This window comes from Alteromonas lipotrueae, assembly GCF_019249215.1.
Lineage (GTDB): Bacteria > Pseudomonadota > Gammaproteobacteria > Enterobacterales > Alteromonadaceae > Alteromonas > Alteromonas lipotrueae.
In genome coordinates, this window is the sequence record NZ_JAESDI010000010.1 from 33,317 (window position 1) to 52,000 (window position 18,684).

Here is an 18,684-nt window from a genome sequence, read left to right on the forward strand (position 1 = left end):
TTAGCTTGACAGTGGGGATCATTGATACCTAAACTGTCAATCAGTGGGTAAATGTGGCGAATAGTGGATCGAACCATCATTGTTTTGCAGATCAGTACTCAAAAAACAAGAAAACCAAGAGCAAAATATAGAAGGCTAGGGGAATGTTCCGCGGCGCTAATGCAATCAATCTGGACACAAAAGGCAGACTAGCGATACCGACAAAGTATCGGCAGTCGCTGCTGGATGATTGTAATGGACAGCTGGTCTGTACGGTCGATACACAGCAAAGTTGTTTGCTGCTTTACCCACTTCCCGAATGGGAAGAAATTGAGCTTAAACTCATTAAGTTCTCAAGCATGATTCCGGCAGAAAGACGCATGCAGCGTTTATTACTGGGTCATGCTACAGAAGGTGAAATGGACAAAAGCGGTCGAATTCTGCTTCCTACTCCGCTACGCCTTCATGCTCACCTATCAAAAGAAGTCATGTTAGTTGGTCAGTTGAATAAGTTTGAAATTTGGGATGCTGAAGTATGGGCTGAACAAGTTGAGCTTGATATGGATACCGAACGCAAAGGCGAATTTGAACTCACCGAACGTTTACAGGACTTTTCCTTATGAGCCAATCTAGCGAATTCAAACATGTTTCTGTACTTCTCGACGAGTGTATAGAAGCATTAGCTATCAAACCTGATGGCATTTATATTGACGCCACATTTGGCCGTGGAGGCCATTCTGCGCATATTCTTGATGCATTAGGTAGCGATGGTACCCTAATCGCGTTTGATCGCGACCCTCAGGCTATAGAAGCTGCTAAGCGTTTTGCAGATGACAGCCGCTTCCGTATTATTCATTCTCCTTTTGGCGACATGGCCGAAGAAATTGAAGCCTTGGGTTTAACCGGAAAGATTGACGGCGTATTAATGGACTTGGGTGTTTCGTCTCCTCAACTTGATGATGCTGAACGTGGTTTTAGTTTCCTTCGCGACGGTCCGCTAGATATGCGTATGGACACCTCCCGTGGTGAAAGTGCAGCCGATTGGCTAGCCCGTGCTGAAGAACAAGACATTACCCAAGTGATTAAAGAGTTTGGTGAAGAGAAGTTTGGTAAACGCATCGCGCACGCCATTGTAAATACTCGCGAAACCACGCCTATTACCCGTACTGCTCAGTTAGCCGCACTTATTGATGAAGCCGTACCAGTAAAAGATAAGTTTAAACACCCAGCTACTCGCGCATTTCAAGGCATCCGAATTTACATTAATGCTGAACTAGAGCAACTGCGAATAGGCCTAAAAGCAGCCACTCAGGTGTTAGCAAAAGAAGGTCGCTTAGCGGTCATTTCTTTTCATTCTTTAGAAGACAGACTCGTAAAACGCTTTATAAAAGACCAAAGCAAAGGCAAATCAGTACCGCATAATCTGCCTATAACCCAAGCTGAAATAGATGCCGATAAAGTTTTAAAAGCGCTAAGTCGTGCCATAAAACCCTCTGAATTGGAGATTGCGAACAACGTTCGCTCACGCAGTTCCGTGTTAAGGGTGGCCGAAAAGCTATGACGTTAGGTAAGCCAGATAGGGCAAATACAAACTTCAGTTTACTGCTGATTATTGTGTCAGATTTAACCCGCAACAAGTTGCGGGTTTTGTTGTATTTAGCGGTTCTGCTTAGTGGCATGGCGGTTATCCTTGGTAGCCACCAAAATCGACAGCAAGTTATTGCCCTTGAAGACCTGATGCAACAAAAAGATGAGCTCGACGTTGAATGGCGCAATTTAGTGCTAGAACAACGTGCGCTGACCGAACATAACCGCATAGAAACCTTGGTTGAAAAGCAACTTGATATGTATCGCCCTACAGCCGATGACGAAGTGGTAGTGAGACTTAAATGACCACGCCAACCGTTAAACGTAGCCGCAAAGCGAGCGGAGCAAAACAAAACGTCACACCAAGCTTGGTGCACTGGCGCTTTGTGGTTGTGCTTATCGTGGTTATCTCGGTTTTCGCGGCACTGGCTGCCCGCGCGGCGTTTATTCAAGTTATTGAGCCTGATGAACTTATCCAACAAGGCGATAGCCGTACCTTGCGTACGCGCAACATGCCTACCTATCGCGGGCTGGTGACAGACCGAAATGGTGTTGAACTAGCTGTAAGCGTGCCGGTTCGGGCCATTTATGCCGACCCTAAAATTATTCATGAGAACGATGGCCTTGCTGAACCTCGTCGTTGGCAAGCGCTGGCCGATGTACTAGGCCAATCGGTAGATAGCTTACAAGAAAAAGTGAGCAATCCTAAACGCCGTTTTGTGTACTTGCAGCGCCAAGTGTCTCCTGCCATGGCCGAGTATGTCGATAAGCTTGATATTCCAGGTATTTACTTACGCCGTGAGAGCCGTCGTTATTATCCTACCGGTGAAGTGTCGGCCCAATTAATCGGTGTTACCGATGTAGATGATACAGGTGTTGAAGGCTTAGAGCGTATGTACGACGAGTGGCTAACAGGCACGCCTGGCTCACGTAAAATTCGTCGAGATGCCAAAGGTCGTCAGGTAGAAATTTTAGAAACCACCACGGGTGAAGATGCAGGCAACCTGCAACTGACTATCGACCAACGTATTCAAGCGTTAGCGTACAAAGAAATTAAAGAAGCCATGATTTACTATCAATCTAGTTCTGCCTCGGCAGTGGTGATTGATGTAAAAACGGGCGATGTACTGGCCATGGTAAATGCGCCGTCTTTTAACCCTAACGATCGCAGTAATATTTCACCCCACCGCATGCGTAACCGCGTTATTACCGATGCATTCGAGCCCGGTTCAGCGTTGAAGCCGTTAGCGGTATTAACTGCTATGGAGTTCGGTGAAGTAGAAGCGGAAGATGTGGTAGATACTAACCCTGGTTGGATGCGCCTAGGCGGAAGCTTAGTTAAAGACTCGCGTAACTATGGCGAGCTTACTCTTGAAGAAATTATTCAGCATTCAAGCAATATGGGCACCTCGAAATTAGCGTTGTCTGTGCCTAAGCAATTTCTACTCGATACCTATTACAACATTGGGCTGATGTCAGATACTGGCCTAAATATGGCCGGTGAAAGCAGTGGTATTTTCTACGACCGAAGCCGCTGGTCTGAATTCGAACTGGCCACCTTGTCATTTGGCTATGGGATATCGGTAACCACTGCGCAACTTGGTCGCCTCTACGCTACCTTGGCGAATGGCGGTATCAAGCAGCCATTGAATATTATCAAGTCGCCACAGCAAACGGGGTGGCAAGGCCAGCCTGAACGCGTGATCAGTGAAGAGAATGCAAAAGCCATAGTACAAATGATGGAGAGCGTAACTCAACGAGGCGGTACAGCGAAAAAAGCGGCCGTTCCAGGTTACCGTGTGGCAGGAAAAACTGGTACCAGTCGTAAGGCTGTGGCAGGTGGTTATGGCGAAGAGTATGTGAATATCTTTGCAGGTATTGCCCCTGTTTCCGACCCAAGACTTGTCACTATTGTGCTTATTAACGAGCCTGGTGGTGATTTGTATCACGCCGGTGACACTGCGGCACCTGTGTTTTCGTCAATCATGGGCGGTGCTTTACACATGCTAAACGTAACCCCAGATGACAAGCACGTGACGTCAGGCGCGTGGCTGAAAGGAGGTAACAGTGGTAGTTAATTCCTTTATTCAAAGTACTCGTGCGTTGTTGGCAAAGTTTGGTATAGACGCGCCAGATATTCGTATTGAAGGCTTAACCTTAGATAGCCGTGATGTGAATACAAAAACAGCATTTGTAGCGGTTAAAGGTCATGAACGTGACGGAAGAGATTTTATACCACAGGCGATTAGTTTAGGCGCGCGTGTCATTCTGGCGCAAACTGACGACAGTCAAGCCCATGGCCAAATGGAAATGCGCGACCATTCGGTAATTATTTCGTTATATCAATTACCTAGCATGCTGTCGGCCTTGGCGGCTGCGTTTTACGATTACCCTGCGTTGAAAATGATGACAGTGGCGGTAACGGGAACTAACGGAAAAACCTCTACAGTTCAATTGCTTACCCAGTTGAAAGATGCGCTGGGTACGCGCAGTGCGAGTGTTGGCACTCTTGGCAGTAGCGTATATGAAGGTGAAAATACCCAGTGGGTAACGACTGCCGCGGCGAATACTACACCTGATGCTATTCGTTTGCAGTACGTGTTGGCAGAGTTTGTGCAACAAGAGGTGAGGCATACGGCCTTTGAAGCTAGCTCTCATGCATTGGTACAAGGCCGATTAAGCCAAGTGAAAACAGATATTGCGGTGTTTACAAACCTAACCCGTGACCATCTAGATTACCACGGCACCATGGAAGAGTACGCTAAGGCGAAGCGATTGCTGTTAGATCAACCTGGCCTTGAAGCTGTTGTGCTGAATGTGAACGACAGCGAAAGCCAGAATTGGGCTGACTATTTAGACGCCAATGCAGCTAAAGATGAAAGCTCAGAAAAAATAGCAATTAGTAAGCCGAGAGTGACACAAGTATGGACAGGGTTTGAACCTACTGATGGCGTTTTAGCCACGCACAAACAACCACAAGATCGCCATTGTTTCGCCACAAATGTTTCATACCATTCTTCAGGAATTCGATTCGACCTTGTTTCTTCATGGGGCACAGCACCTATTGAGCTGGCATTGTTTGGCTCGTTTAACGTGAGCAATGCGTTAAGTGCTATTGCGTGTTTATTGGCGCAGGGCGAACGCTTTGAAAATGTAGTGCGGGTAGTGAATGGTTTGCAACCTGTACCAGGAAGGATGGAAGTGTTCCCTGTTGAGGGTAGTGCCAGCGTAGTCGTTGATTATGCCCACACGCCAGACGCGTTAGACCAGGTGCTGAAAAGCGCTAAAACACATACCGCCGGCAAAGTGTGGTGCGTGTTTGGGTGTGGTGGCGATCGCGATAAAGGCAAGCGCCCCTTAATGGGCGCGGCGGCTGAACAGCATGCTGACGTGATTGTCATTACCACTGACAACAGTCGTAGCGAGTCGCCAGAAAGTATTGCTAGCGATATTAAGGCGGGCTTGCAACGCCCTAATGACGCAGTAGAAGAAGCAGACAGAGAAAGCGCTATTCGCTATTGCCTAGATAGTGCAGATGAGAACGATATTATTGTGGTGGCCGGTAAAGGCCATGAAGATTACCAAATTATTGGTACCCAACAGACAGACTATAACGAACGTACAGTTGTGGCGCGACTACAGCAGGAGTACAAAAAATGATAACTACAACACTGTCGTGGATAGCCAGCCAAATTGACGGCAAACTTGACGGACAAGATTGTGAAGTCAGTGCGGTAAGTACAGACACGCGAACCTTAGATTCGGGCTCTGTCTACCTTGCATTAAATGGCGAAAACTTTAATGGCCATGAATTTGCGATAAGCGCAGAAAAAGCAGGGGCAAGTGCAATTATTGCCAGCGAACCTGTTGAAGTATCGATTCCGGTGGTTTATGTCGAAGATACTAAACTGGCTTTAGGCATGCTTGGAGCAGCGGTAAAACGTGAAGTCGCCCCAAAAACCATTGCAATTACAGGCAGTAGTGGCAAGACCACGGTAAAAGAAATGTGCGCGGCCATATTAGAGCGCCGCGGCTCTGTTCTTGCTACCAATGGCAATTTTAACAACGATATTGGGGTTCCGCTTACCTTACTTCGCTTAGAAAAACATCACGAATACGCGGTCATGGAACTAGGTGCAAATCACCTGGGTGAAATTGCGTACACCACAAATCTGGTTAAGCCTGATGTCGCCACTATTGTAAATGCTGCTGCTTCTCACCTTGAAGGGTTCGGGAGCTTGTTAGGTGTAGCTCGTGCAAAAAGCGAAATCTTTAAAGGCTTAGGCGATAGCGGCACTGCCATTGTTAATGTAGACAGCCAATTTGCCGATTTCTGGCAAGGCAAGCTTAAACAAAAGCGTGTATTAACTTTCTCGCCAATGCAAAAGAACGAAGCAGACTTCACTGCCGAAGACATCATCGTCGGACTGGATGGCTGTGCTGCATTCCATTTTTGCAGTAACGAAGGTGAAGTGGCAATCCAACTGACTATTCCTGGAATTCATAACGTTGGGAATGCATTAGTGGCAGCAGCGCTTACCATGCAATTAGGTGCCACTCTTGAGAACGTGCGTGACGGTTTGCTTGCTATGAAGCAAGTGAAAGGTCGCTTGAACGTTAAGACATTAAGTAGCCAAGTGCGTTTGCTAGATGACACTTACAACGCCAACGTTGCTTCGGTTAACGCGGCTATCGATACACTAAGTACCTTTTCAGGCATTAATGTTTTGATATTGGGCGACATGAAAGAGTTGGGCGAAAAAGCGCGCTTCTATCATGAGCAAGTGGGCAACTATGCGCTTAACAATGGTATCGACTACTTATACTCCTTTGGCGTGCTAAGCCAATCTGCCAGCGCTGTCTACGACGCGGCATCTGGAAAAAATGGCGGGCATTTTACCGACATCGACAGTTTGGTGAGCGCGTTAGAGCAAGACTTACAAGTAGAACAACAAGATATTTCAATTTTAGTAAAAGGCTCACGCAGTTCTCGTATGGAACGCGTGGTAGAGGCGATTGAGGCCTCTTCGCTGGGAAAGTTTGAACGCCGTCGGGAGCGTATTGCATGTTAATTTGGCTAGCTGACTGGCTGACACAATTTGATACTGGGTTTAACGTATTTTCATACCTTACCCTAAGAGCGATTTTAAGTACGTTAACGGCGTTGCTCATTGCTATTTTAATTGGCCCTAAAATGATTCGTTATTTGCAAACTATGCAGATAGGGCAAACCGTACGCGACGATGGTCCGCAAAGTCATTTATCTAAATCAGGTACACCTACTATGGGTGGCTTACTTATTCTTGCGGCTATTGTAGTGAGTGTTTTACTGTGGGCAGATTTAAGTAATCGTTACGTATTAGTGACCTTAGCGGTAGTGGTGTCGTATGGCATTATTGGGTTTGTGGATGACTATCGTAAAGTGATCCGCAAAGACTCAAAAGGCTTGATTGCGCGCTGGAAGTATTTCTGGCAATCGGTGATAGCCATTGGGGTAGCTTTCTTCCTATATAGCAGTGCCACATTAAGTGCTGAAACCTCATTGCTTATCCCTTTCTTTAAAGAAGTGTTTCCGCAACTAGGCGCCTTTTTTATCATTATTACTTACTTTGCCATTGTGGGCACAAGTAACGCAGTCAACCTAACCGACGGCCTTGATGGATTAGCCATCGTGCCGACTATTTTAGTGGCAGGTGCTTTCGCTATTTTTGCTTATGTAACCGGGAACGCGAATTTCGCCGATTACCTTAATATTCCGCATATTCCCCTTACCAGTGAGTTGGTTATTGTGTGTACGGCCATTGTCGGTGCTGGGCTAGGATTTTTGTGGTTTAACACTTACCCAGCACAAGTCTTCATGGGCGATGTGGGGTCGTTGGCATTAGGTGGCACATTGGGCGTACTAGCCGTATTAGTCCGCCAAGAAATTGTACTGATTATTATGGGTGGTGTGTTTGTAGTAGAAACCTTATCGGTCATTTTGCAGGTGGGATCTTTTAAGTTGCGTGGACAACGCATTTTTAGAATGGCACCTATTCATCACCATTACGAATTAAAAGGTTGGCCGGAGCCACGAGTCATAGTGCGCTTCTGGATCATTTCTATCATTTTAGTCCTTGTTGGGCTGGCAACGTTGAAGCTTAGGTAATGACATATAACGTACGTACACATTCTTATGTGGTAGGCGGCCTTGGAGTAACAGGTCAGGCTTGCGTGCGTTTTCTAAAACAGCAAGGGGCGAAGGTAAAAGCCTTTGATACCCGCGATACTTTCAATGTGTCAGCACCATTAAATATCTGCGTAACCACCGGGACATTACCTCGTGATTTTTTCGCAGGCGTTGATACCTTGGTACTTAGCCCAGGCCTACCGCTTAACATTGAACAAGTAAAACAAGCAAAAGCCTGTGGTGTTGAAGTAATTGGCGACGTGGAATTGTTTGCACGTCTTAACACTACGCCAACCATAGGCATTACCGGTTCAAATGGTAAAACCACGGTTACCTTGCTAACAACGCATATGCTAAAAGCTTGTGGGTACGAAGTTTGTGAGGCGGGTAATGTAGGGCGCCCAGTACTTGAAACCCTTCCAGAATCCATGGCAGAGCTTGAAACTCAGTCTTCTTCTTTGGATGTCATTGTTTTAGAGCTTTCCAGTTTTCAGCTTGAAACTACCACTAGCTTGAAGTTGAACGCCGCATCGATTTTGAATATTAGCGATGACCATTTAGATAGACACGGCGATATGCAGCAATACACAGCTGCCAAACAGCGTATCTTTAGTCATTGTGATACCGCAGTAGTATGGCGAGGCGACAAGCAGGTGACGCCAACCTCAAACTGTGAAAACACCATCACTTATGGCCTTGATGCTAGCGATACCGATTTTGGTTTACGCGAAGGCGTTATAACCTTCAACGGTGAAGCGCTGCTTAATACCGCCGATATTCGATTGGCAGGCATGCACAATGTGCTTAACGTGATGGCGTCGCTGGCATTATGCCAAGCGTTTAGTATTTCATTGAATAAACCAGCCCTGCTTAATACAGCCGCACGTGCAGTGGCTATCTTCACTTCAGCGCCGCACCGCTGCGTAGAAATTGCCAACATTAATGGCGTGAAGTGGATAGATGATTCAAAGGCTACCAACGTGGGTGCCACTATCGCTGCTATTCAAGGGCTAGCTCCTACTACCAATGGAAAAATTATCCTGATTGCCGGTGGTGATAGCAAAGGTGCAGATTTAAGTGCATTAAAACCAGCGCTAGATGAAAGTGTTGGTGAAGTGATTGCGCTAGGCAAAGACGCAGAAAAATTCAGCGCTATCTACAGTGACACCACAATAGTGGCTTCAATGGAGAAGGCGGTATTGGCTGCTAACTTACGTGCTGGTAACGGCGATATCGTCTTGCTATCCCCAGCGTGTGCCAGTATCGACATGTTTAAAAACTATATGCACCGTGCACAAGTATTTACTGATGCAGTCACACATATTACCGAAAAGGTAAAATTTGAAAGTGACGCTGGCGCAATGAAAGAAGCGGGAGGTTTGCCATCATGATGACAGCCGCGAAAGCTTTTAAATCAACCAATGCGTCGCCAGCAGACACTAAATTAAGTGCGTTGTTTGCGGCGCGTCATGACGAAAAAAATCTTCAAAGCCCTTACGATATTGGCTTAATCATTGTTGCGTTAGCACTAATGACGATTGGTATTATCATAGTGACATCTGCTTCAATGCCTGTTGCTGAAAGAATTCACGATAATCCTTTTTACTTTGCTATTCGTCACGGTATTTACATTGTGGGGGCGATTATTGCTGCCATGGTGGTATTAGAGCTTCCTATGCAGTTTTGGCGTAAGGCAAACCCTTATTTGTTATTAGCGGCGATTGGGCTGTTGGTGGCTGTGCTGCTTGTTGGGCGTACCGTAAACGGCAGTACCCGTTGGTTGGCGCTAGGCCCCATCACAATTCAAGCGGCAGAGCCGGCCAAACTTTTCTTCTTCACTTATCTAGCAGGCTATCTGGTTCGCCGTTATGAGGAAGTAACGGAAAACTTAAAAGGCTTCATCAAGCCGCTAGTGGTGTTCTTTGCGTTAGCCATGTTGCTGTTGCTACAACCCGACCTAGGAACCGTGGTGGTGATGTTTGCCACCACCATTGGGTTATTATTCTTAGCAGGTGCTCGTTTATGGCAGTTTTTTGCATTGGTGTTTGCTGGCGTGCTAGCCGTTGTTGCCCTTATCGTGTTTGAAGAATACCGCATGAAGCGGGTCACTTCTTTTCTAGATCCTTGGGCCGACCCATTCGGCGCCGGGTATCAGCTTACTCAATCGCTAATGGCTTATGGTCGAGGCAATTGGTTTGGCCAAGGCTTAGGCAACAGCCTACAAAAGCTAGAGTTCTTACCTGAAGCGCATACCGATTTTGTTATGGCTATTTTAGCCGAAGAGCTTGGTTTTGTAGGCGTACTGGCTGTACTCGGCTTAATTTTATGGATGGTGGTACGTGCGCTACAAATAGGGAACAAAGCCTTATTGAAATCACGCCCATTCGAAGGGTATTTAGCTTACAGCGTAGGAATTTGGTTCAGTTTCCAAACTGCTGTGAATATTGGTGCAAGTGCAGGCATTCTGCCCACCAAAGGACTTACGCTACCGTTAGTCAGTTATGGCGGCTCATCGCTTATTGTTATGTCGGTGGCGGTGGCTTTGTTGTTGCGTATTGATTTTGAACTTCGCGTAGACGGAGTTCAAGCGTTAGGACGCGGCGACAATAAGAAAACCAGTAAAGTAAAGGCAAAGCCTGCAGCTACATCAGCGGCTAAGCCGCCAGTGAAAACAAAGCATACCAATGCTGAACCGTTTGCCGATGCTGAGGCTGATTACAACCAAGTCCCAAGCGTTGAATCAGACACAGAAGCGCAAGAATCAATGCTAGATGATGCTCAATCAAAAGAAGCAAAAAAAGCATCTAGTACAATTTCTCCTGAAGACGAAGGCAAAGCGGGCATAAAAGCCATTCTAGCCAGAGTATCTAAGGAGGCCACCAATGAGTAAGCGTTGTCTTATTATGGCCGGTGGTACTGGCGGGCATGTTTTCCCTGGGTTAGCTGTGGCCCACGCTCTGAAATCGGCTGGTTGGGAAATAGAATGGCTTGGCACCGCAGAGCGAATGGAAGCCGATGTTGTGCCTAGACATGGCATTCCTATTCACTTTATTCCAGTGAAAGGTATTCGAGGCAAAGGGCTAAAAGCCAAATTGTCGGGCGGTATAGCACTAATAAAAAGTTTATTTTCGGCTCGCCGAATTATCAAACGTATTGAACCAGATTTAGTGCTTGGTTTTGGTGGTTATGCCAGCGGGCCGGGTGGTGTTGCGGCCAAATCGCTAGGGATTCCTGTTGTTATTCACGAGCAAAACGCGGCGGCCGGCATGACCAACAAGTTATTGGCTAACATCGCTACACGCGTGTTGCTCGGTTTTGAAGATGCAAAACCGCAATTTGCCAAGGTGGCAGCTAAAGTTCACACCGTGGGTAACCCTGTGCGGGACGAAATTTGGCAGGTTAACCCGAAAGAACAAGTTACAGACGAGTCAACAAACGGCACACTTAACCTACTGGTTGTGGGCGGAAGTTTGGGTGCCAAAGTACTTAATGATACTGTGCCCGACACGTGCGCGGCACTAGAGGGTTTATCGATTCGCCATCAATGCGGGAAAGGCAATAAAGCGTCGGTGGAAGCGCTTTATGCAGATTCAGCTAATTCCGTTGAAGTCAGCGACTTTATTGATGATATGGCAGCGGCCTATGAGTGGGCTGACTTTGTGATTTGTAGGGCGGGCGCACTCACCGTTGCAGAAGTGGCGGCAGCGGGCAGGGCAGCATTGTTCGTACCTCTGCCACATGCGGTAGACGACCATCAAACCAAAAATGCGCAGTCGCTAGTGAAACATGGCGCCGCCATTATGATTGCGCAGTCGGTATTGAAAGAGAATTTAAGGCAGGCAGTTCGGCACTGGGTTTCGCACCCTAGCGATTGCCTAAAAATGGGTGCAGTAGCAAGGCAACACGCCAGTACTCACGCCACAGAACATGTAGTAAGCCATTGCATGGCAGTAGTAGGAGAAGGGGAATAATGGTTTTTAAGACCCCATTTGAGAGCCCGCAAATGCGCAGGGTGAAGAAAATATTTTTTATCGGCATCGGTGGTGCGGGTATGGGCGGTATTGCTGAAGTACTGCTTAATGAAGGTTACGATATTGCAGGTTCTGACATAAATTCAGGGCCCATGACTCAGCGCCTTAGTGATTTGGGCGTGGATGTAAAAATTGGCCATAAAGCCGAAAATGTTGATGGTATGGACGTGATTGTGGTTTCAAGTGCCATTAACGAAGCTAACCCAGAGATTATTACCGCCAGAGAACAACGTATTCCAATTATACGTCGTGCGGAGATGTTAGCGGAATTGATGCGTTTTCGTCATGGTATTGCCGTGGCAGGAACTCATGGTAAAACCACCACCACAAGTTTAATCTCGACCATTTTTGCACAAGCACAATACGACCCAACGTTTGTGATTGGCGGTTTGTTGAATAGTGCAGGTACTAACGCGCGCTTAGGCAGAAGCCGTTATTTAATTGCTGAAGCCGATGAAAGTGACGCATCGTTTTTACACTTGCAGCCAATGGTGTCGGTAGTTACAAATATTGAAGCTGACCATATGGATACCTATGGCGGTGACTTCTCGAAAGTGAAAGATACTTTTGTTGAGTTTTTGAGTAATTTGCCATTTTACGGGCAGGCAATTGTGTGTGGCGACGACGCGAACATACAAGAGATTAGCCCTCGTATTGGCCGCAGTATCATTACTTATGGCTTTGAAGCGCACAACGATGTACGTGCTGAGGATATTTCCTTGTCATTCGGGCAAGCTAATTTCACCGTTATACGGCCAGAGCATGAGCCTTTGAAGGTGACATTAAACCTTACCGGTAACCACAATGTGCTAAATGCGTTGGCAGCCATCGCTGTGGCAACGGATGAAGGTATTGATGATGAAGCCATTGTGGCTGCATTGGCGAGTTTTGGTGGGATTGGTCGTCGCTTTGAGGTACTTGGCGATTTTAATACCAGTGTGGGTAACGTTACCTTGGTTGATGATTATGGTCATCATCCTACCGAAGTGAAAGCGACTATAGCGGCAGCGAGAGCCAATTGGCCTGAAAATCGGTTAGTGATGGTATATCAACCTCATCGATTTACGCGAACGCGTGACCTATACGAAGATTTCGTTAACGTACTTTCTTCGGTGGATGTATTGCTGTTATTAGACGTTTATCCGGCAAGCGAACAGCCTATTGAAGGCGCTGACAGTAAATCTTTGTGTCGTTCTATTCGTCAACGTGGCCAAATTGAGCCCGTTTACGTAGGCGGTAAAGAAGCGCTTCCCGCCATTCTTGCCAATATTTTGGTAGAGGGCGATGTCGTGATGACCCAAGGCGCTGGAAACATTGGTCAAATTGCTAAGTTGCTCGCCAGCCGTGAGATGGAGCCAAAAGCGCTGCATCAGGAGAGCGATGCATGAGTCTTTTTAGTAACGTAAAAAAATATGATGTTGCCGAATTTGGAAAAGTGGCGGTCATGTTTGGCGGCGACTCTGCCGAACGTGACGTGTCGCTAAACTCAGGAAACGCGGTGCTTGCAGCGCTTTTAAGAGAAAATGTAAACGCCATAGCTTTCGACCCTGCTGAGCGACCACTTACTGATTTAATCAGCGAAAAAGTCGACCGAGTACTTATCATGTTACACGGTCGAGGTGGTGAAGATGGTTCAATGCAAGGGGCACTACAACTGCTTAAAATTCCCTATACGGGAACGCCGGTTTTAGGTTCTGCATTGGCGATGGACAAAATTCACACCAAGCAAGTATGGCAAAGCCTTGGCTTACCTACTGCTAAATATGAAATTGCTGATAAAAGGCGCTTTGAAGCTGGTAAGTGCAGCGCTATAATGGAAAAGTTGGGGAATGAAGTCATGGTAAAACCGGCCCGAGAAGGGTCGAGTATTGGCATGGCGAGAGTGACAAGCGCTGAACAACTCGAAAATGCCATACAGGACGCCTTTAACTATGATAATCAGGTTCTGTTAGAGCAATACATTAAAGGCCCTGAGTTTACGGTTTCAGTAATTCAGGGGCAGGCATTGCCGTCTATTCGCATGTCTACTCCACATACGTTTTATGATTACGCTGCCAAGTACCAAGACGATACCACAGAGTATTTTTGTCCAAGTGGTTTGTCTGACAAGCAAGAAGCACATCTTGCTCAGCTATCGACGCAGGCATTCGATTCTATTTCTGGCTCTGGCTGGGGTCGCATTGACGTGATGCAAGATAGTGATGGGCATTTTTATTTGCTTGAAGCGAATACGGTGCCTGGAATGACGGAAAAGAGCTTGGTGCCTAAAGCGGCCAAAGTGGCTGGGTTAAGTTTTGATGAACTGGTGCTGGCAATATTGGCCACCAGTTTTGACCCTGACAGCAGAGCATAAAGCGCAATGACAAGTAAGACGAGCACCGTAAACAATAAGCCATCTAAAGACAAAGCGTCTTTGTGGGGCGGTGTAGTCTTCTTATTGTTTGTTATCGCGGCATTAGTGTTTGGCGCTATTAAGGCCAACGGCTATATGCAAGATGAACAGCAAATGCCTGTTCAGGTAATCGATTTTTCAGGCGATTACCAACATGTGAATATTACTAGGCTAGAGCGCCTGATAAGAAAGTCACAACCGGGCAGTTTTTTTGCCCTCGATGTGAATGAAGTGTTTGAGCTGGTAGAAGCACAACCATGGGTGTATCGGGCGTCGGTACGCAAAAAATGGCCAAACACGTTAAAGATATATTTGGTTGAGCAGCAACCCGTTGCCAAATGGAACGAGGATTTGTTGCTAAACCCCTACGGCGATACGTTTAACGCCGATGGGCATGATTTAGCTTTACCAAGGTTATACGGCCCAGGTGGTAGCGAGAAGACCGCGCTTGAAGGATATAACTCCATGCATGCGCTATTAGCCACTACTGCTATGAATATTGAAGAATTATCGTTGAGCGAGCGCTTCGCATGGCAAGTTCAACTTGAAAATGGTATTGAATTGAATTTAGGGCGCAAGGAATTTATCGATAGGTTACAACGCTTTATCGATGTATATCCCTTACTTGCGCAGCAAGAGAAGACGGTAAAATATATCGATCTTCGTTACGATACGGGTGTCGCGGTTGGCTGGGAAAACAGCAACAGCGATACAACAAACAAAGAGAGTTAAGGAAACCATGTCAAAACCTGCTGAACGTAATTTGATTGTAGGCTTAGATATAGGCACTAGCCAGGTAAAGGCTGTGGTGGGTGAGCTGCTAGACGACGATCAAATCAGTATTGTCGGTGTCGGTACGCATGCCGCAAAAGGCATGGATAAAGGCGGCGTAAATGACTTAAACCTTGTGGTTAAGTCGGTGCAACGTGCGGTAAATGAAATGGAGCTCATGGCAGATTGCCGTGTTTCTTCAGTGTTCATGTCTATTTCAGGCCGTCACGTAAAATGCCAAAACGAAAACGGTATGGTGCCGATTAACAACCAAGAAGTAACCCAAGAAGATGTAGATAACGTTATTCACGCAGCACGTAGTGTTCCTATTGCAGCTGAACGCAGGTTACTTCATGTTTTACCACAAGAATTTACTATTGATGTGCAAGAAGGGATTAAGAACCCAATTGGCATGTCAGGCGTAAGAATGGAAGCTGATGCACACATTATTACCTGTGCAGACGATATGGCGAAAAATTTAGTGAAGTGTGTTGAGCGCTGTGAACTAAACGCCGACCAATTGATATTTTCAGCATTGGCATCAAGTTATGCTGTGCTAACGGACGATGAACGTGAATTAGGGGTGTGTGTAGTCGATATTGGTGGTGGCACCATGGATATCGTTATTTACACAGATGGTGCCATTAGGCATACCGCTGTTATCCCTGTTGCCGGTAATCAGATTACCAGCGACATCGCTAAGATTTTCCGTACGCCAATCAGTAACGCAGAAGAGATTAAAGTTAATTATGCCTGCGCGCTGAAAGACATGGTCAGTATGGAAGAAAGTATTGAAGTGCCCAGTGTAGGCGGGCGTGCCGCGCGAGTCATGTCGCGACATACGCTAGCTGAAGTGATTGAGCCTCGATACCAAGAACTTTTTGAACTGGTACATGATGAAATTCGTGCCAGTGGTCTGGAAGAGCAAATTGCCGCCGGCTTAGTGCTAACTGGTGGTACCGCCAAAATGGAAGGTGCGGTCGAATTTGCCGAGGAAATTTTCCAGATGCCTGTGAGAGTAGGCAACCCAATCAACGTTAAAGGCTTGTCTGAATACGTTGATGATGCAGGATTTGCAACCGTCGTAGGGCTTCTGCAATACGGCAAAGTGCAAGCAGATAATAAGAAGTCCAGTAAGCAGAAACCTGGTGAGAGTTTATTTCATCGCGTGCAAAGCTGGTTTAAAGGTGAATTTTAATTTTTTGGGGTCGCTATAGCTACGGCATCACGATTCGCAGGATGCAGATAATCGACTATGTGTCGTAGCGAAGCATAGAAGACGTACAACCGGAGAGTAAGTATGTTCGAATTAATGGATAGTCACGGCGAAGAAGCCGTAATCAAAGTCATCGGCGTTGGTGGCGGCGGCGGAAATGCAGTTGAGCACATGGTGTCTCAAAGCATTGAAGGCGTAGAGTTTATTGCGATAAACACCGACGCGCAGGTACTGCGCAGCTCAAATGCTGACGTTACCTTACAAATTGGTTCAAGTGTTACTAAAGGTTTAGGCGCAGGCGCCGATCCTAACATTGGACGCGACGCTGCACACGAAGACAGAGAAACCATTCGCCAAGCATTAGATGGCGCAGATATGGTTTTCATCACCGCAGGTATGGGTGGTGGTACAGGTACTGGTGCAGCACCTGAAGTGGCAAAAATTGCCCGTGAAATGGGAATTCTTACTGTGGCTGTTGTTACCAAGCCATTCCCATTTGAAGGTAAAAAGCGTACTACGTTTGCAGAGCAGGGCATTGTTGAACTGGCTAACAACGTAGATTCACTTATCACTATTCCTAACGAGAAATTGTTAAAGGTGATGGGGCCAGGTACGCCTTTACTTCAAGCATTCAGCGCAGCGAACGACGTATTGCGTGGCGCTGTTCAGGGGATTGCAGAGCTCATTACTCGCCCTGGATTGATCAACGTGGATTTCGCCGACGTACGTACAGTAATGTCTGAAATGGGTAAAGCAATGATGGGCAGTGGTTCAGCAAGTGGTCCAGACCGCGCTGAAGAAGCGTCTGAATCAGCAATTGCTAGTCCGCTACTTGAAGATATCGATTTGTCAGGTGCGCGGGGTATTCTTGTGAATATCACAGCCGGCCCAGATTTCGCTATTGATGAGTTTGAAACTGTTGGTAACGCTGTTAAAGCGTTTGCTTCTGAAAATGCGACAGTGGTTGTGGGTACCGTTATTGACATGGAAATGACAGATGAGTTGCGCGTAACGGTTGTTGCAACCGGTATTGGCGCAGAGCGCAAGCCTGACATTTCGCTAGTAAGCTCAGAAGGTTCGCGTTTAACTACGCCAGCTAAAGAGTACGGTAACACAACAGCATCTGAACCTCGTTCAGCATCGGTTGGCAGTACTGAAGGCAACCAAGCACTTAAAGCTGAAGATGAAGCGCAACCTGGTAATGATTTAGAGTATCTAGATATTCCCGCGTTTTTGCGTAAGCAAGCAGACTAATTCACCTCGCTGAAATTGAAGTGAATTTTTCTGAAATACTGTTGTCAGAACGGTATTAAGGGCACTATATGTCTGGTAGGTTTTAAACTGGAATTTTTCCGGATTAGTGACCAGAGTGGCTAATTGCGCGTAAAATTTTGGATTCGCGAATGGTCCAAATTGCGTATTTTTTGACAAATAAGTGGTAAGTCACTATAATTCGCGACCGCTTTTTTTATAGGTAAAAGCATAAGCAGATGATTAGACAACGTACAATCAAGCACCCGGTGCAAGAAACCGGAATTGGGCTTCATAAAGGGGAAAAGGTCACAATGACTCTCCGGCCTGCGCCTGCGAACACGGGAATTGTGTTTAGGCGTGTTGACCTTGAACCTCATGTTGATATCCCGTCGCGTGCAAACGCGGTGGGTAATACCATGCTGTGTACCTGTTTGAATAATGAAGACGGCGTAACTATTCAAACCGTTGAACATTTGGCATCTGCGCTTGCAGGGCTTGGTATCGACAACATCATTGTTGAAGTTGATAGCAACGAGCTACCTATTATGGATGGTAGTGCTAGCCCCTTCGTATTCTTGCTTCAATCAGCAGGAATAGAAGAGTTGAACGCCCTTAAGCGCTTTATCCGTATTAAGAAAACCGTTCGCGTTGAAGATGGCGATAAGTGGGCCGAATTAGTGCCTTATGATGGTTTCCGTGTCGACTTCCAAATTGACTTCGATCACCCAGTTATCAGTCAAACTCGTCAACATATGACCATGGATTTCGATTCATGCTCTTATGTGAACGAAGTAAGCCGTGCACGTACCTTCGGTTTTATGCGCGACCTTGAATACATGAATGCTAATAACTTAGCATTGGGCGGCAGCATGGAAAATGCGGTAGCACTTGATGAATTTCGCGTGTTAAACCCTGAAGGCTTACGTTACGACGACGAATTTTTAAAGCATAAAATTCTAGATGCTATTGGTGATTTGTACTTAGGCGGTCATAGCCTGATTGGTGAATTGCGCGCTTATAAAACAGGGCACGGTTTGAACAACAAACTATTGAACGCCGTACTTGCGCAGAAAGACTGCTGGGAATTTATAACGTACGATTCTCAAGACAAAGCACCTATACGTTACGCTCAACCAGTATTAGCGTAAACCGGTATATAAAAAGCCGCCTACATGGCGGCTTTTTTTCGTTTAGCTTTTAGACTAAACAATGATAAAGTAAGCAATCTATATAATTATAATTAATGTGCCATAACTTCTTTACGTTCCAGTCCGGCCTTCAGCCG

16 protein-coding genes are annotated in these 18,684 nt (G+C 46.4%); all 16 read left to right on the forward strand.

Translation table 11 applies throughout. From position 1 onward, the window contains the following. Positions 1–143 precede the first annotated feature (143 nt). The 16 genes from mraZ to lpxC all read left to right on the forward strand — a co-directional run bounded on the left by mraZ (position 144) and on the right by lpxC (position 18,547). A complete protein-coding gene (gene mraZ, locus JKP82_RS13170) occupies positions 144–602 on the forward strand; it encodes a division/cell wall cluster transcriptional repressor MraZ (RefSeq protein ID WP_057789935.1) in 459 nt (152 codons plus the stop codon). After that, the gene (gene rsmH, locus JKP82_RS13175) at positions 599–1,540 is read left to right on the forward strand and encodes a 16S rRNA (cytosine(1402)-N(4))-methyltransferase RsmH (RefSeq protein WP_159532778.1); all 942 of its coding nucleotides are present in this window, start codon (positions 599–601) and stop codon (positions 1,538–1,540) included. Before mraZ ends, rsmH begins: the two co-directional genes overlap by 4 nt. Beyond that, on the forward strand, positions 1,537–1,872 hold the full coding sequence (ftsL, locus tag JKP82_RS13180; RefSeq protein ID WP_013782930.1) for a cell division protein FtsL: 336 nt from the start codon (positions 1,537–1,539) through the stop codon (positions 1,870–1,872). The genes rsmH and ftsL overlap by 4 nt, the downstream gene beginning before the upstream one ends. After that, positions 1,869–3,644, forward strand: a complete 1,776-nt coding sequence (locus JKP82_RS13185) for a penicillin-binding transpeptidase domain-containing protein (RefSeq protein WP_129739878.1) — start codon at positions 1,869–1,871, stop codon at positions 3,642–3,644. The genes ftsL and JKP82_RS13185 overlap by 4 nt, the downstream gene beginning before the upstream one ends. Then, positions 3,634–5,226 (forward strand): UDP-N-acetylmuramoyl-L-alanyl-D-glutamate--2,6-diaminopimelate ligase, encoded by a 1,593-nt coding sequence (locus tag JKP82_RS13190; RefSeq protein WP_218397359.1) that lies wholly within the window; start codon positions 3,634–3,636, stop codon positions 5,224–5,226. The genes JKP82_RS13185 and JKP82_RS13190 overlap by 11 nt, the downstream gene beginning before the upstream one ends. Then, complete coding sequence (locus JKP82_RS13195; protein WP_218397361.1) at positions 5,223–6,638, forward strand: UDP-N-acetylmuramoyl-tripeptide--D-alanyl-D-alanine ligase; 1,416 nt, start codon at positions 5,223–5,225, stop codon at positions 6,636–6,638. The genes JKP82_RS13190 and JKP82_RS13195 overlap by 4 nt, the downstream gene beginning before the upstream one ends. Continuing rightward, positions 6,632–7,714 carry a phospho-N-acetylmuramoyl-pentapeptide-transferase gene (gene mraY, locus JKP82_RS13200; protein ID WP_159532772.1) on the forward strand — a complete coding sequence of 361 codons (1,083 nt, stop codon included), beginning with the start codon at positions 6,632–6,634 and terminating at the stop codon, positions 7,712–7,714. The genes JKP82_RS13195 and mraY overlap by 7 nt, the downstream gene beginning before the upstream one ends. Next, the gene (gene murD / locus JKP82_RS13205) at positions 7,714–9,126 is read left to right on the forward strand and encodes a UDP-N-acetylmuramoyl-L-alanine--D-glutamate ligase (protein WP_218397363.1); all 1,413 of its coding nucleotides are present in this window, start codon (positions 7,714–7,716) and stop codon (positions 9,124–9,126) included. The genes mraY and murD overlap by 1 nt, the downstream gene beginning before the upstream one ends. Next, on the forward strand, positions 9,123–10,625 hold the full coding sequence (ftsW, locus tag JKP82_RS13210; RefSeq protein WP_258544394.1) for a cell division protein FtsW: 1,503 nt from the start codon (positions 9,123–9,125) through the stop codon (positions 10,623–10,625). Before murD ends, ftsW begins: the two co-directional genes overlap by 4 nt. Continuing rightward, a complete protein-coding gene (gene murG / locus JKP82_RS13215) occupies positions 10,618–11,706 on the forward strand; it encodes an undecaprenyldiphospho-muramoylpentapeptide beta-N-acetylglucosaminyltransferase (protein ID WP_159532768.1) in 1,089 nt (362 codons plus the stop codon). Before ftsW ends, murG begins: the two co-directional genes overlap by 8 nt. Continuing rightward, a complete protein-coding gene (gene murC, locus JKP82_RS13220) occupies positions 11,706–13,154 on the forward strand; it encodes a UDP-N-acetylmuramate--L-alanine ligase (protein WP_218397365.1) in 1,449 nt (482 codons plus the stop codon). Before murG ends, murC begins: the two co-directional genes overlap by 1 nt. Further along, positions 13,151–14,119, forward strand: coding sequence for a D-alanine--D-alanine ligase (locus JKP82_RS13225; RefSeq protein WP_159532764.1), 969 nt, complete (start codon positions 13,151–13,153; stop codon positions 14,117–14,119). The genes murC and JKP82_RS13225 overlap by 4 nt, the downstream gene beginning before the upstream one ends. Before the next feature lie 6 nt (positions 14,120–14,125). Further along, the gene (locus JKP82_RS13230) at positions 14,126–14,890 is read left to right on the forward strand and encodes a cell division protein FtsQ/DivIB (protein ID WP_159532762.1); all 765 of its coding nucleotides are present in this window, start codon (positions 14,126–14,128) and stop codon (positions 14,888–14,890) included. 7 nt (positions 14,891–14,897) lie between these two features. After that, positions 14,898–16,127, forward strand: coding sequence for a cell division protein FtsA (ftsA, locus tag JKP82_RS13235; protein ID WP_013782941.1), 1,230 nt, complete (start codon positions 14,898–14,900; stop codon positions 16,125–16,127). A gap of 102 nt (positions 16,128–16,229) precedes the next feature. Continuing rightward, positions 16,230–17,399, forward strand: a complete 1,170-nt coding sequence (ftsZ, locus tag JKP82_RS13240; protein ID WP_159532760.1) for a cell division protein FtsZ — start codon at positions 16,230–16,232, stop codon at positions 17,397–17,399. A 236-nt stretch (positions 17,400–17,635) separates the two neighbouring features. Beyond that, positions 17,636–18,547: a UDP-3-O-acyl-N-acetylglucosamine deacetylase gene (lpxC, locus tag JKP82_RS13245; RefSeq protein WP_159532758.1), complete on the forward strand. Its 912-nt coding sequence runs from the start codon at positions 17,636–17,638 to the stop codon at positions 18,545–18,547. Positions 18,548–18,684: the final 137 nt, after the last annotated feature.